At 39.7% G+C, this 14721-nt stretch carries 13 protein-coding genes; 10 read left to right on the forward strand and 3 right to left on the reverse strand.

The window, feature by feature from the left end; genetic code table 11:
• Positions 1 to 205 precede the first annotated feature (205 nt).
• The 6 genes from pilV to GWI56_RS20670 are packed head-to-tail and all read left to right on the forward strand — an operon-like array spanning position 206 to position 6462.
• A complete protein-coding gene (gene pilV / locus GWI56_RS20645; RefSeq protein WP_198573945.1) occupies positions 206 to 793 on the forward strand; it encodes a type IV pilus modification protein PilV in 588 nt (195 codons plus the stop codon).
• Positions 794 to 804: 11 nt separating this feature from the next.
• Positions 805 to 1773 (forward strand): PilW family protein, encoded by a 969-nt coding sequence (locus tag GWI56_RS20650; protein ID WP_028760918.1) that lies wholly within the window; start codon positions 805 to 807, stop codon positions 1771 to 1773.
• A 12-nt stretch (positions 1774 to 1785) separates the two neighbouring features.
• Complete coding sequence (locus GWI56_RS20655; RefSeq protein ID WP_105249936.1) at positions 1786 to 2247, forward strand: PilX N-terminal domain-containing pilus assembly protein; 462 nt, start codon at positions 1786 to 1788, stop codon at positions 2245 to 2247.
• Between the two features lie 2 nt (positions 2248 to 2249).
• Positions 2250 to 5756 (forward strand): PilC/PilY family type IV pilus protein, encoded by a 3507-nt coding sequence (locus tag GWI56_RS20660; protein WP_198573929.1) that lies wholly within the window; start codon positions 2250 to 2252, stop codon positions 5754 to 5756.
• Between the two features lie 11 nt (positions 5757 to 5767).
• Complete coding sequence (locus GWI56_RS20665; protein ID WP_028760915.1) at positions 5768 to 6160, forward strand: type IV pilin protein; 393 nt, start codon at positions 5768 to 5770, stop codon at positions 6158 to 6160.
• Positions 6157 to 6462: a TapY2 family type IVa secretion system protein gene (locus tag GWI56_RS20670; RefSeq protein ID WP_113941310.1), complete on the forward strand. Its 306-nt coding sequence runs from the start codon at positions 6157 to 6159 to the stop codon at positions 6460 to 6462. Before GWI56_RS20665 ends, GWI56_RS20670 begins: the two co-directional genes overlap by 4 nt.
• A 91-nt stretch (positions 6463 to 6553) precedes the next feature.
• On the opposite strand, the gene GWI56_RS20675 is transcribed toward GWI56_RS20670, so the two are convergent.
• Together GWI56_RS20675 and GWI56_RS20680 are read right to left on the reverse strand one after the other, a co-directional pair.
• Positions 6554 to 7048 carry a GspH/FimT family pseudopilin gene (locus GWI56_RS20675; protein WP_028760913.1) on the reverse strand — a complete coding sequence of 165 codons (495 nt, stop codon included), beginning with the start codon at positions 7046 to 7048 and terminating at the stop codon, positions 6554 to 6556.
• Positions 7049 to 7191: 143 nt separating this feature from the next.
• Positions 7192 to 7704 carry a GspH/FimT family pseudopilin gene (locus GWI56_RS20680; RefSeq protein WP_198573930.1) on the reverse strand — a complete coding sequence of 171 codons (513 nt, stop codon included), beginning with the start codon at positions 7702 to 7704 and terminating at the stop codon, positions 7192 to 7194.
• Between the two features lie 241 nt (positions 7705 to 7945).
• Here GWI56_RS20680 and glnB point away from each other — a divergent pair, with 241 nt between their 5' ends.
• Both glnB and GWI56_RS20690 read left to right on the forward strand, forming a co-directional pair.
• Entirely contained in the window at positions 7946 to 8284 is a 339-nt protein-coding gene (gene glnB, locus GWI56_RS20685; protein ID WP_028760911.1) for a nitrogen regulatory protein P-II, read from the forward strand.
• Between the two features lie 196 nt (positions 8285 to 8480).
• Entirely contained in the window at positions 8481 to 9770 is a 1290-nt protein-coding gene (locus GWI56_RS20690) for an NAD(P)/FAD-dependent oxidoreductase (protein ID WP_028760910.1), read from the forward strand.
• 49 nt (positions 9771 to 9819) lie between these two features.
• Here GWI56_RS20690 and GWI56_RS20695 read toward each other — a convergent pair whose 3' ends face one another.
• Positions 9820 to 10836 carry a LacI family DNA-binding transcriptional regulator gene (locus tag GWI56_RS20695; protein ID WP_131525952.1) on the reverse strand — a complete coding sequence of 339 codons (1017 nt, stop codon included), beginning with the start codon at positions 10834 to 10836 and terminating at the stop codon, positions 9820 to 9822.
• Between the two features lie 430 nt (positions 10837 to 11266).
• Here GWI56_RS20695 and GWI56_RS20700 point away from each other — a divergent pair, with 430 nt between their 5' ends.
• Positions 11267 to 13903 carry a TonB-dependent receptor gene (locus GWI56_RS20700; protein WP_242068457.1) on the forward strand — a complete coding sequence of 879 codons (2637 nt, stop codon included), beginning with the start codon at positions 11267 to 11269 and terminating at the stop codon, positions 13901 to 13903.
• 95 nt (positions 13904 to 13998) lie between these two features.
• On the forward strand, positions 13999 to 14703 hold the full coding sequence (locus GWI56_RS20705) for a SapC family protein (RefSeq protein WP_198573932.1): 705 nt from the start codon (positions 13999 to 14001) through the stop codon (positions 14701 to 14703).
• Positions 14704 to 14721: the final 18 nt, after the last annotated feature.

Genomic DNA, 14721 nt, shown 5'->3' on the forward strand with positions numbered 1-14721 from the left:
CAGATGATGTAGGTTCTTGGAATAGCCCCTTCCAGGGGCAAGTCAAAGCCGCCTTCTAAGAAGGCGGATTCTTTACTGTCTCAAATTCATTCAAAGCATAATGATGTCAATGCTTATGTGCTAATGTTACTGGCTACTTACATTTTACTCATCTATTATTAACTGTTGGTGATTTTTATCGTAATACTAAGATTTTAAAAGGTAAATAGCTGAAAAGCTTGTCAAAAATATGGCTAAAATCGAAAGGTTGACACAAAGGGGGGTTCAACGGGGCTTCTCATTAATTGAAGTGCTTGTTGCGTTAGTGATCTTAGTCATTGGCTTAATTGGTATTTTTAATCTGCATATTGTTGCAAAGCGTGGCAGCTTTGAATCCTTTCAGCAAACTCAAGCCTCCTATTATGCAAACGACATAATTAATCGAATGAAGCTGAATAGATCGCAGCTGGGTAATTACGCTGGTGAGTATACTGGCTCTCTTAATAAACCAGGCAATGTTTGTGACGTTGCTGTTGGCGCAGTGAGTATATGTACTCCAGAAGAGACTGAAGCTTGGGATCTTTACCAGTGGGAACAGAGTTTTATGGGGGCTGCCGAAGTTATGGATAGCCAGAATGTTGGTGGGTTAGACTCTCCAACAGCATGCATTAATGTAGATGGTTCAACTGTAACGGTCGCAATTGCGTGGAGAGGGATCCGAGAGGGCGCGGGTACAAGTTATTCTGGGAGTGAATGTGGAGAAGATATTGGTACGCGTAGGCGGCTTTTTATTCTTTCGACAATGATTATTTAGGTTAACTATGTATGGATAATTTAAAAAACTGTGAGAAAGGGATGTCGCTGGTTGAGCTAATGGTCTCTATGGTCATTGGCTTATTTCTCACTCTTGGGCTTTTTGGCATGTTTAGTATGTCTTCTTCCAATGTGATCACAACGAGCCAGTTTAACCAATTGCAAGAAAATGGACGAATTGCTTTGTCGCTCATGGAAAGAGATATTAGTCAGTTAGGTTTTATGGGGGACATAACGGGAACTGATTTTGTACTTGGAACCAATATGACCTTGAGGGATGGTGTTGCAAATGATTGTATTGGTGCAGGCGTAAATAACGGTACTTTACCTAATGCAGAACCTGCACACTTTAGGCGTCTATGGGGATATGAAGAGGGCGAGAGTGGGGATACATTAAGTTGCTTATCAGGTGTGAATCAGAATACGGATGTCATTCAAATTAAAAGATTAGTTGGCCCACCAGTGACTAATCCCAATGGCGAGCGTTTTTATATGGCTGCAACTTCGAGTGAAGCTGTGATGTTTAAAGGCGGTAATCCTCCCAATCCAGTACTCGAAAATGCTCGTTTTTGGGAATATCAGCATCATATTTATTTTATTAAAAATGATGGTTCTGTACCTGTTCTACGCCGAAAAACATTAACCAAGAATAATGGCATGAATAACGAAGAGCAGTTAGTTGAAGGCATTGAGAATATGCGTATTCTTTATGGTTTTGATAGTAATGGAGATGATACCGCCGATAGTTTTATGCCAGCAGAAAATGTAACCACATTAATGTGGGACAACGAATTATTTCAAAGACTTGTTGCCTTAAGGGTTTTCTTGTTGGTTCGCGCTATTGATGAAGATAAAAGTTACACCAATGAAACTACTTATACTCTTGGCGATAAGGAAATTAAAAATTTGAATGATCATTATCGACGCAAGATAGTTTCGACGACTATGGTGCTTGCAAATCCAGTGTTAATTAGAAATTAGAAGGTTGGTAAGATGAAAAAGCAAAAAGGAATTGTATTATTTTTTGCACTTATCATATTGTTGCTTATGACTATTATTGGTGTCGCTTTGGCTGTTAATTCGACCCAATCTATGCGTATGTCTGGAGCAGGATCAGAACGTATAGAGGCTAAGTCTGTTGCTGATGGTGGCTTAGAGGCGGCAATCGAAGCCAATAAAGGTGCTAGCTTAGCCAAACTATCTGAGATTTCATCTGTGGTTGAATTTGGTTCTAACCAAACGTTAACGCCAATTCCTTATGAAGTTGATGCTGCAGGTAATGTTGTCATTAGTGCAAAAGATGTTGGATGCCAGCGAAGTACAAGGCCAAATAGTGGTAATTTAATTAGCTGTCGGCGTGTTGAGATTAGTAGTACAGCAGAATTTGGTAGAGATAAACTGGGCCAACTAACTGTTGTCGCAGGTGTGGAGCAAGAAGTTTTAACTGGGAGTTAGATATGATTATTAAAAAGCTGGCTTGTTCTATACTACTTGCGCTGACTTTTGTGTCGGCTTTCTCCTTTGGTGACGATACTGAGTTATATGTAAAAGAATCAACAACTCGAACGGGCGCAAGACCTAAAGTGCTCGTTATATTTGATAACTCAGGAAGTATGTCAACTGAAGAAATTACTCAGGTTGTAGATTATGACCCTAACTATGACTACCCAGCCGTAAGTGGTTCTGGGTATAGTGATACTCTTATTTATTATGCTGTTGGCGGTGGGGGATTACCCACCCCTGATACTAGCTCTGATAAGCGTAATTTTAAAGCTAGTTTAAATGGATGTAGTCAAAGCAAAGCTGCATTAGCAGAGTTTGGTCGTTTTACTGGGTATATAAGAGAGTTCACATCAAGTGGTACTACTGGCGTTTGGAAAGAACTACCTGAAACAAATGGTACTGCAATAAAAGTAATTGATTGTTGGGAAGATATTTCTCAAATAAATCCGAGTAATTCATCATCATATCCTAATGGATTTCCTGCTAATGGGGTAACAACGGGGTCAGGTAGTAAAAAGAAAGCGTATCCATATTTTACTTCTTCACTACCAGGAACAACTTGGACCAATGCTTTAGCCGCAGCCAATAATACTGACTTTGGTGTTGGACAACCTATTACCTTGTACACTGATAATTACCTAAGATGGTACGGATTATCTAAAGCGGGAAAATTACCAACGGTAAAAGTTTCAAGACTAGAAATTGCGAAGAAAGCGATTTCTAATATTATTAGTTCAACTCCAACAGTGGATTTTGGACTTGCTGTATTTAATTATAATTATCCAAATGAAGGTAATCGAGACGGTGGTCGAATTGTATCTGGCATTACTCAGATGACGGATAGTACGCGTGCGAGTTTATTAACTACTATTGATAATTTGCTGGCAAAAACAAATACACCACTATGTGAGACTATGTATGAAGCTTACCGTTATTTTGCCGGTAAGGGCGTTAAATATGGTCATAGTGATACAGATTATGGCTCTTATGTTGGAAATAAACCACCGTATGACAGCTTAGTGGAGAAGAGTGGTAACTACGCAAGTCCATTTAAAGTATGTACGGATATTGCTTATGTTATCTATGTCACTGATGGCTCTCCAACAGTTGATAAAAATGCGAATAATGACGTTATTAGTTTAACTGCCACAGGAAGTAAAGAAGGGGATTACTCTTCATTTTCTAAAAATCTAGATACAGCAAGCTATTTGCCCGCATTAGCTAGTTATATGTTTAATAACGACTTAATTAACAAGTTGGACAGTTCAAATACTGAACAAATGCAGAATGTTCGTACTTATACTATTGGTTTTAGTAAAGGTGCAGAAGATGCCGCACCTTTACTTGCTGAGACGGCTAAAAGAGGTGGTGGTTTATATTTTGCTGCTCAAAACAGTCTTGAACTACAGAATGCACTTAATGATGCGTTATCAAATATTTTGAATATTGATTCAAGTTTTACATCTCCAAGTATTGCTAGTAATAATTTTGATAGGACTCAGACATTTGATGCCGCTTATTACGCTATGTTTCTCCCAGGCAAAGGACCTCGTTGGAGCGGTAATTTAAAAAAATTAAAAGTAACCGCAGATGGAACATTGGTTGATAGTAAAGGGAATGCAGCTATAGCAGATAACGGCAATATTAAAGATGGTGCCTGTACTATATGGTCGGATTGTGTTGCGCAAAAGGATGGGAATAAAGTTGAAGTCGGCGGAGTCGCGGCACAAATCAGAAAGCAAGAAGTTAGGAATATTGTAAGTAACTTAAATGGGTCCTCCAGTTTAACGCCCTTAACACTTGCTAATGCACAAACTGCAGCAGGCGGTGATGCTGCGCTAGCTAGCTATATGAGAACTAGCGTAGATGAGCTTGCTAATACGTTAAATTGGCTTAATGGGATAGATGTCGACGACGATAATAAAGATGGTAGTACGACAGATAAACGTAATGATGTTATGGGTGATCCTCTTCATTCTAAGCCACTAGCACTCAATTTCGGCACAAAAAGCGCGACTGATATTCGTATCATGCTTGGCACTAATCAAGGTGTTGTGCATATGTTTAAAGATGCGGGCGAATCTGTATCAGAGACTTGGGGCTTTATTCCCTATGAGTTATTGCCTAATTTAACAGAACTGAGAAGTAATGATCCTTCAGGTGTACACACAGTATACGGAATGGATTCATCTCCAGTTGCTTACACAGAAACTGATGCTGAGGGTAAAGTGATTAAAGCATGGGTCTATATGGGGATGCGTCGAGGTGGCTCGTCTTATTATGCCCTCAATGTGACAAACCCTGATAGCCCTTCTCTAATGTGGACTATTAATCCATCAACGGATGGTTTTTCTGATCTTGGACAAACATGGTCTGAGCCTATAGTGACGAAAATCGTTGGTTATGAAAAGCCTGTACTCATTTTTGGTGGTGGCTACGATGTTAGTTTTGATGCAACTCCTTCATCTTCTCCGGTAGGTCGTGCGGTTTATATTGTCGATGCAGAGAAGGGAACTTTGATTCATTCATTTGGTGGCTCTGCATCGGGTGCAACAGTACTTTCGGGAATTCAGGATAGCATTCCAAACTCAGTCGCCGTACTTGATAGTAATAATGATGGGTATACAGATAGGATTTATGCCTCCGATGTCGGTGCAAATGTCTGGCGCATTGATCTTCCAAGTGCAAGTAAGTCGAGTTGGAGTGCATTTAAATTTGCTTCTTTAGGTGGTACTGATAGTAATAATCGTCGTTTTTATGCTGAACCTGTTGTAGCACAAACGATGTTTACTAATTTATCCGAAGTTAAGGTGACAACAGAGAGTGGTACTACTACGACTAAAACTTATCAAAATGTTCCCTATGATGCGGTGGTGATTGGAAGTGGAACGCGACCCCACCCATCATCTACTGATATCAATGATATGTTTTTTACATTGCAAGATCGTAATGTGGTGACTAAGAGTTTTACTGGCGGTGATGTTCCCGAGGCGATCACAATCAATGATCTCTATGATGTGACTTCTACTGCACCTGCGTCTGAAGCCGACAACATAAGTTTCGGTAAAAAACTCGGCTGGTTCTATGATTTTAGTGGTCTAGGTGAAAAGAGTTTAACAGCTGCCTTGATTGTCCAAGGCAAAGTTTATTTCACTTCTTATTCTCCCCCTGCTGACTCGGTTGCCGATAACGTGTGTTTGGTGTCTGGTTCTGGCAAGTTATATCCGTTCGATTTGCACAAAGGAACGAGATCCTTTTCTCAATTATATTATGAACTGGGTGAACGTGTACCGGATACACCGCAGATTGTTATTCCTGCACCTGAATCCGGTAAAGATCCGTATATCTATATTATTGGAGTTGGTAAAGGTGAGAAAAATGAAAATGGGGATTATACAGGTACAATCAACGTTGCTTCTGGGTTAGGTGTTAATAAAATTTATTATCATATAAATGAATGAGTTATTAATTTATGAAGGTTCAACTTAAAGGTTTTACCCTGATAGAGGTGATGATCGCCGTCGTGATCATTGGTATTTTGGCATCGATTGCATACCCTTCTTATACGCAATACATTGCTCAGAGTGCAAGATCAGAAGGGTTAGCTGCTTTGATGCGTATAGCAAACTTGCAGGAACAGTATTATCTCGATAATAAAAAATATGCTACTGATTTAACAAAACTTGTAGGGGCAAACCCTTATATCACTGAGCATAAACATTACTCTGTATCATCAAGTGGTGAATCAAGCTTTACGATTAAGGCAGTTGCTCAAGGGGTTCAGGCTAGTCGTGATGCCTCGTGCTCTTCTTTAACAATATCAGATACTGGGGCAAAAGGTCCGAGTGCGGAGTGTTGGAAATGAAATTAATAAACCTCTTTATAACGGTGGCTTTCTTACCAAGCTTAGTTTGGGCTGACTCTGGAGCGACAGTCAGCGAACAAGACTTCAAATGCTACATTACATCAAAGAAAAGTGCTGAGATTGCCTTCTATCATTGGAAGAGTAGTGAAATGAATGTGAGAATGGCTAGCCTTGTTGGTACTACTCGCCAATCAAATGATGGATCGAAATATTACATCTATAGTGTTGAGGAGTGTGTCGCATTAAACGCTGAATTTACTAATACTAAGGCGCAAGTTTTGGATAAGTTAACACCTAGATAAACATCAGCATGTATTTTTAAATGTTAACAACGAACGATTTAAGGATAATATTATTTTAGGGTAGTGAACGGTAGATTTAGTCTCCCATAGTTTATGTGCAGCTTTTCCCATCTGCGCCCTCTTTTATTAAACCTGAAGTGCTAATGTTGATGCTTTTAGAATTGTCACTTTGCCCATTTGAACAATAGATAATTGATGTTTCAACTGAGACTAAACCATCGGGTGTAAAATCAATTTTTTTATCGGCGGGCCCTGATAGGGAAATTACATCGTGTGTATTGAAACTATCGATCACTTTCAATACATTCTTGGCACCTCCATTGTCAATATATACACTGAATCCTTTATTCCAGTCTGTGCCGCATGGTGATGCCGCGTATGGGCAGACTGTTACTGTTGCGCCATAGTTGACAGCTTGGTTTCTTGCAAAAGCAAACACATCACTAATTTTTCGTATTTCATTAGCGCTGCGTGTCCCTTCGTATAGCGACGTAAGTGATGGAACCCCTATGGCTAGTAGGATTGCTGCTACGGCAATTGTGACCATCAGTTCGACTAAGGTAAATCCTCTTGAAATAATTAACATGTAGCTATCCTCGTTAAAACTTAGCTAAGTATATGCGAGGAGACTCTAATGGTCAGTATCTATTCTATATTTTCAATATACCCAATAAATTGATTTTCTTGCTTTTATATAATTAAATTTAAATAGGGAGTATATATTTAAATTTAATCGCAATTGATATTCTTTGCGGTAGAAAGGCGAACTCTACCCGCCTGATTAACAACGATTGCACGGGAATTTTTGCTATCAATTGTTCGTGGGCAATACTTGAAAGTACCATTACTTCCAGAAGCTAATCCATCAGGTTGAAATTTTATCGAACTTTTATTGTATGTTAAAAAATCCTTTGAATCGAATTCATCAATGACCCTAATAATTTTATCGTTAGCATCGAGGCTTTCGACTACACCTGTATCAATGAAAATTGTTAATCCCTTTTGCCAATCTTGAGTGCATTTCCCATTTACGAGTGGGCATACTGTGACCCTATAACCATAACTAACAGCTGTATTTCGCGCAAATTGAAGTGTTTGCTGGATAGTTTTAATATTGGTATCAGCTCTTATCTGATCACTGAGCTCGGTCAAGGAAGGAGCTCCAACTGTTAACAAGATTGTTGAAATCGATATCGTAGTGATAAGTTCTATCAGGCTAAAGCCTTTTCGATGGAAGTTCATAACAGATCCTTGTTATTTTACGCTTGCATCCCGCGAGCGAGTTAGTGCTGGTTAGAATGTAAGTATAAAATCTGAGGCAATATTCATAGTACTTTTTTTAGACTTTTATGTGCTAAAAGCGATTTTATAGAAACTGTGTTTTATGAGTAAAGCACTACATTCACTTCAATATTGACGTAACCCCGTGTAAGCTAGTGTTATTCTGTTTGTTTATGTTATTGCAAGGGATGAGGAATTTTTAATGAAAAAAGTTGAAGCCATTATTAAGCCATTTAAGTTAGATGATGTGCGCGAATCACTTGCAGAAATTGGTATCACTGGGATGACGGTACTGGAGGTTAAGGGTTTTGGTCGTCAGAAAGGGCATACAGAGTTGTATCGTGGTGCCGAATATATGGTGGATTTTCTACCAAAAGTAAAAATAGAGTTAGTGATCCAAGACGATCTGCTCGACCAAGCAATTGATGTCATTGTTGAAACGGCCCGCACAGGCAAAATTGGTGATGGTAAAATTTTTGTCACTGATGTTGAACGTGTTATCCGTATTCGAACGGGTGAAGAAAACGAAGAAGCGGTATAAACTGCTTACGAACGATTCTAAAGGGCCTAGTGGCCCTTTTTTGTTGCCTAAGCATATGGAAAAACTAAATAGTACTGCTGGGTTTCTGAAATATCTTTAATGGAAAATCGCCTGTTTTACTCAACTAATGTAGTTATCTCTTATCTGTAACATGGTATAACTTAGCCTCGCAAATGAGTTTTATGAGGTTGTCATTTTGGCTACAAAAAGAATAGTGATCGTGGGTGGTGGTGCTGCTGGTTTAGCGCTTGCATCGAAGTTGGGCCGTAAATGGGGCGGTAGTGATGTCGTCGATGTGTGCTTAATTGATAAAAGTCCTATTCATATATGGAAGCCTAAATTACACGAAGTCGCTGTAGGTGTGATAGATCAATCTATTGAAGGTTTACTCTATCGCGATCATGGACTTAAAAACGGTTATCGCTATATTCGTGGTGAGATAGAGCAGTGTGAGCCGGATGCTAAATCGATTCAGTTAGCCGCAGTCTATAATGATGAAGGCGAGTTGCTCTTAGAGCAGCGACAAATCGATTATGATTTTTTAGTGCTTGCATTGGGTGGAGTTTCTAATAGTTTCAATACATTAGGTGCTGATGAGCATTGTATTTTCTTAGACAGCCTTGAAAATGCCAATTTATTTCATCATAAATTACTCGACGCTTTACTTCAATTAAACGAAACGCAAGAAAGAGTCAGCATTGGTATTGTCGGTGCGGGTGCGACAGGGGTTGAATTGGCAGCAGAGCTTCATCATGTCATTGAGTCTGTTAAAGAGTACGGCTATCTGAATATCGCTAAGCATCATCTTGATGTGCATTTGATTGAAGCATCACCCAAAATCCTTCCTCAATTACCAGAGCGTGTAAGCGCTAGGGCTCAAGCTGTTCTTGATCAGATTGGTATACGTTTACATATCGGTGTTCAAGTTAAAGAAGTGACTCGTGATGGTTTCATTACCCAAGATGGCGATGTGATTAAAGCAGGCTTAAAAGTATGGGCTGCCGGTGTCAAAGGACCAAAAGCATTTCAGCATTTTGCAAAACTGCCCATTACTCCGCGAAATCAGGTAGAAGTTGATGATTGTATGCGAGTGAAAGGTCATCAAGATATCTACGCCCTTGGCGATTGCGCTCTATTAATCCAAAGTTCTGGCCAGCCTGTTCCACCAAGGGCGCAAGCAGCAGCTCAGATGGCTGATACCTTGTTTGATAATATCGTTAATCGATTACAAGGTAAGCCTGAAAAGGCCTTTATTTATAAAGATTACGGCTCATTAGTTTCTTTAAGCCGCTTCTCTGCGGTAGGCAATTTAATGGGGAACCTACGCTCTGGCACTTTCTTTGTTGAAGGCCATATAGCAAGATTGATGTATATCTCTTTGTATCAGAGGCATTTAGCCAGCCTTTATGGTTGGTTTTCGGCAATTGTGTATCGAGTGGCACAAAAGTTATTGAAGTGGCAGCGTCCGAAGCTCAAATTACATTGATTTCTATGTGATTTATGAGATAGAAAGAGAGCATATATGCTCTCTTTTTTTATTGTTTAGGAATTGCCGACGAGTCACGAATGATAGGTTCAGGAGTAAAGGTTCTAGAATATATGGCATCTTGCTCGCGACGTTTTGCTATTAATAATTCAGTAGCAACCTGAGCTATTTCTGCGTTTGGCTGATGTACTGTGGTAAGTTTAGGCCAGGTTTGACGTGAGAATGGGCTATCTTCGAAACCGACAATTGATAAATCAACGGGTATGTCTAAACCCGCTAAACGAGCCGCAAAAAGTGCACCAGCGGCAATTTCATCGTTACAAGCAACAATCGCCGTCGGGCGATTTTTTAGTTTGATGAGCTTGTTAGCGCCATCAACACCGGACTCAAATGAGTACTTCCCTTCAATTATGTAGTTTTCATTCAGCTTTAGGTTATTTATTGTTAATGCCTGTTTAAAACCAAGTAATCGCTCTTTGGTGGATTCATGGTGTAAATCTCCGCTTAAAAAAGCGATATGCTTGTGGCCTAAATCAATCAGATGCTGGGTGATTTGAACTGCACCGAATTTATCGTTGACTAAAATAGTCAATCCATTCTGATCGTTGTCTTTTTCTCCCGCAATAATGCGCACATAGTTAGCATCAATTTCAGTGAGTGCTTTGAGTACTTTAGGATCTTCTGACAAGGGAGGTGTTAGTACTAATCCTGCGAGCCTAGAATATTTGACTAGTGCTGTAAGCTCATCACATATGGTCTCTGATTTGGCATTGCAAGGGTGGATGACAAGTTCATAGCCCTTGTCTTTACAGGCTGACAAGATCCCATTTTGCATATCAATAATATAGTAAGCGTTTGGGTTATCGTAAATAAAACCAATAGCATAGGATTTAGTTCCTGCTAGATTTCTTGCCGCTAAATTAGGTTGGTAGTTAAGTGCTTTTATCGCCTCGTTCACTTTGTCAACGGTGGCCTGCTTCACTGAAGGTTCGTTATTGGTTACACGGGATACTGTCTTGATAGACACTCCAGCATATTTAGCTACGTCGTTGATAGTGACTTTCATTGATGTAAAAACTCTTTGTCTAAGGTCGCGAGGGGTTTAACTGTTCTATGAACGTAAATTCTTTACCAGCAATTTACAAGCTTACATTTTTTATCAGTTTTTTCTGACTTATACATCTTATAGTGCGAGCTTTTGATGTGCTTAGCAATCCTGAATTGTTACAAATTGGCGTTAATTTATCATTGTTACAATTATGCTTGGAGTTGTAAGTTTACGTCATAATATTAAAGCTCATGTTTTATAATGATTTTTAATAAAAATACTGATTCAACATTCTGCTTTATGACATTTTTTTGCTTCCATCGTTATTTTGTTGTGGCAAGGCTGTTAATTATTGTGTAATGTTTGCACTAGACATGACAGCGTTGTCATTCCTCAGGGAATGGTTATGAATACTAAAACGATAATAAAGTTATGGAAGGGAAACGAGATGCGACCATCAACCTTTAAGAAAACTGTACTAGCTACAAATATTGCTATCCTACTCGGCAGTGCTGTATCCATCAGCGCTGTTGCTGCAGACGCCGTGGCAACCACCGCAGCACCTGAAAATATTGAAAAAATTGAAGTTCGCGGTATTCGCGCTTCCCAGCAAGCTAACTTAAATGCTAAACGCTTCTCAGACAGTACTGTGGATGCGATTACTGCTGAAGACATTGGCAAATTTCCGGATAAAAACGTTGCAGAATCTCTGCAACGTATTCCTGGTGTCACGATCCAGCGTCAATTTGGTGAAGGCGCGGGTGTTTCAATTCGTGGTGCGGGTCAAGATCTGACTTTGACAACTCTGAATGGACAAAACGTAGCTTCAACAGGTTGGTTTGTTCTTGAGCCTGCAAAACGTTCATTTAACTATGAATTATTACCATCTGAATTAGTTGGTAACTTAGAAGTCTATAAATCATCTCAAGCGGACTTAGCTGAAGGTGGTGTGGGTGGTACTGTTGTAGTTAATACCCGTAAGCCATTGGATATGGATTCAATGACTTTCTTTGCTTCTGCTGAAGCTCAATATCAAAGCGATTCGGGTGAAACAGATCCACAATTTTCAGGCTTAGGTAGCTGGAAGAATGATGATGAAACTTTTGGTGTATTAGTTTCTGGCGTTATGCAAAATCGTAGCTTGCAGCGTCAAGGTGATGAAGCTTTTTGGGAATGGGGTGCTGGCCCTGTCGCATTTGAACAAGAGCGCGAACGTTCAGCTATTGCTGCAACATTCCAGTATGCCCCGTCTGATTCATTAAACTTTGTGTTTAACGCGATGGACATGCAAATGGCCGCGGACAACACCAACTACGCATTATGGTTTACGCAAGCTGACACTTCATGGTCAGGGGCTCCAGGTTCTGGTGCTTGGGATAACACGGAATGGATTGGTGGCTGCGGTTTATGTGGTGGTGATAAGCCAGATGCATCACAGTCAGGTTCTCAAGTTGCAGGCCCTGTTAACTTAGCATATTGGCAAGCTCGCCCTCGTGAAGCGACAATGAAGTCTCAAGTTTTCGACTTGAAGATGGAATATAGCGGTGATGGATACCAGTTTACGACTCAAATCGGTGATACAAGTTCTACTGGTGGTACCGATTTTGAAATGGTTGTTGAAGATGGTCTGGGTGGTACAGCATTAAATGGTGCGACTTATGACTTTACCAATGGTCATCAAACTTGGGATTTAAATGGTTTTGATACAGCCACTTATGATCCAGGTTCGCTTGCAATGGGTACTGGCAGTAACTTTAATAAAACACCAAAAACAGATGATGAAACTTATATTCAAGCAGATATTAAGTTTGATGTAGATCTAGGTGTGGTTAATGCCATTAAAACGGGTCTGAAATATGCGAAGCATAATACAACGAGTCGCCGTTTTGACTTTGTACAAGCCGATGACTTTAATCCCGTCATATCAACAGCAGGCTTAAATACTGGTACTTTTGCTGTAGGAACAAGTGAATACGATATTATTCGTTTTGATCCAGATGCACTAAAAGATTGGGCTAAATCGAGCATCATCGGTGAGACTGAAGATTTTGGTTCATACCGTGAAATTGATGAAGATAACTATGCTGCTTATGTGATGGCTAACTTTGCATCAGAAGGTGTACGCGGTAACTTTGGTGTGCGTTATGCGGGTACTGAAGCGACCTCAACGTACTATGTTGATGGTAAGAAAACCGATGCTTCAGCTAATTATGGGGAATGGTTACCAAGCTTAAACGTAGCATTCGACTTAGCACCAGATCTCATATTGCGCGCATCAGCGGCTCGAGTTATGGCTCGTCCACAGTATGATGACATGTATGTTAACCCTAACGTTTTAGGTGCAAATGATGATGTGCCTAATAACCAAAAATGGGTTGTTGGCAATATCGGGTTAAAACCATTTATTGCTAATCAAATAGACTTAGGCATTGAATGGTATTTCAATGAAGAGTCATTACTTTCTGCGGCTTTATTTATGAAGGATGTTAAAAACTTCGTAACCTTTAGTGAGTACCATGCAGATAGCGCCGATATCCCATTTACTGGCACGTTAAAACCTGATGAAGTTGCTGGTGGTTGGACTGTGCAAGAGAAAGCCAATGGCGAATCTGCGACAATCCAAGGTTTAGAGCTGCAATATCAACAAGACTTTGGGAACGGCTTTGGCTCAATTGTTAACTACACTTATACTGATAGTGAAACTAGCCCAAATACATATACAGATCGCAACCCGTTCTTAAGCGATAGTTCAAAGCACTCATATAACTTAACTGGTTATTTTGAAAACGATTTGTTCCAAGTTCGTTTAGCATATAACTGGCGTAGTGAATATATGATCCGTGAAACTGGTTCATACGGTAATCGTTTACACGATGCATTTGGTAGTTTGGATTTGAGTGCAATTTGGCATGTTACTGATTATATGGATATTAAACTTGATGGTAATAACCTGTTAGAAGAAGGTTCACGTCAGTTTGGTAACAATCAGTTCCAATCTAATCTAAGTGGTTTTACGGATGGCTTCCCTGTATTTGAATACAACATGGCCCGCCGAATTACATTAGGCGCTAGCGTACGATTCTAATCTCGGTTTAACTCAGGTATAAATGAAAAAGGGAGCTTGCTCCCTTTTTCATATCTCAATAATATTCAATCAGAAGAAGCCCTCAAGGAGCTCATATGACTAATTCAATCACCCCACTTGACTCAGCAAAACATGCGCACCTGAAAGTGACTCCTACCACTTATGAACATGTTGCTGCGCAACACTTACTACCCATTTCAATTTATGAGTTTGCCTTTGCTGCTGTAGATGCTCCTGTTGTTTTTGTTAAAAATAGTGAAACAGGAGAATATCAGTCCGTAATTATGCTTGGATTAAAACCTGGACAGAATTTGAAGCAAAAAGATGGCAAATGGTTAGGGCTGTATATTCCAAATATACTTAAAAACTATCCGTTTGGTTTAATGTTGAGTACTGAACAGCAGGATAAAGTATGGGTGGGGATACGAGAAGAAAGCGCTCATGTGAGCACTGATAAGGGAAATGCATTGTTTGAAGGAGGAGAGGAAACTGCGTTTTTAAGATTGCGTAAAGACAGTATTATAAAAAACTTCGAACAAGAGCAAATGAGTAAGGCAATTATTGCATTTTTTGCTCAAAAAGAATTATTTTCTCCCCAAAGTCTTACCGTTGACATCAAAGGCGAAAAACGCGGCATAAATGGTATCTATTTCATCGATGAAGCTAAGTTAAATCAACTCAGCTCAGATGAGTTCTTAGATATCAAGCAACGAGGCCTTTTAGCGCCAATTTACAGCCATTTGAACTCATTACATCAAATTAATCGCCTAGCGAAAGAAGAAATCGAGTTGAGCGTTTAAGTAATCAGCAGGCATAGG

Source organism: Shewanella sp. DW31 (assembly GCF_015767295.1).
Taxonomy (GTDB): domain Bacteria; phylum Pseudomonadota; class Gammaproteobacteria; order Enterobacterales; family Shewanellaceae; genus Shewanella; species Shewanella oncorhynchi.

Bases quoted from the DNA above. Each gene is read 5' to 3' on its own strand.
- GWI56_RS20650 (WP_028760918.1), top strand. From the start codon at position 805: ATGGATAATTTAAAAAACTGTGAGAAAGGGATGTCGCTGGTTGAGCTA.
- GWI56_RS20655 (WP_105249936.1), top strand. From the start codon at position 1,786: ATGAAAAAGCAAAAAGGAATTGTATTATTTTTTGCACTTATCATATTG.
- GWI56_RS20660 (WP_198573929.1), top strand. From the start codon at position 2,250: ATGATTATTAAAAAGCTGGCTTGTTCTATACTACTTGCGCTGACTTTT.
- GWI56_RS20665 (WP_028760915.1), top strand. From the start codon at position 5,768: ATGAAGGTTCAACTTAAAGGTTTTACCCTGATAGAGGTGATGATCGCC.
- GWI56_RS20670 (WP_113941310.1), top strand. From the start codon at position 6,157: ATGAAATTAATAAACCTCTTTATAACGGTGGCTTTCTTACCAAGCTTA.
- GWI56_RS20675 (WP_028760913.1), bottom strand. From the start codon at position 7,048: ATGTTAATTATTTCAAGAGGATTTACCTTAGTCGAACTGATGGTCACA.
- GWI56_RS20680 (WP_198573930.1), bottom strand. From the start codon at position 7,704: ATGAACTTCCATCGAAAAGGCTTTAGCCTGATAGAACTTATCACTACG.
- glnB (WP_028760911.1), top strand. From the start codon at position 7,946: ATGAAAAAAGTTGAAGCCATTATTAAGCCATTTAAGTTAGATGATGTG.
- GWI56_RS20695 (WP_131525952.1), bottom strand. From the start codon at position 10,836: ATGAAAGTCACTATCAACGACGTAGCTAAATATGCTGGAGTGTCTATC.
- GWI56_RS20700 (WP_242068457.1), top strand. From the start codon at position 11,267: ATGCGACCATCAACCTTTAAGAAAACTGTACTAGCTACAAATATTGCT.
- GWI56_RS20705 (WP_198573932.1), top strand. From the start codon at position 13,999: ATGACTAATTCAATCACCCCACTTGACTCAGCAAAACATGCGCACCTG.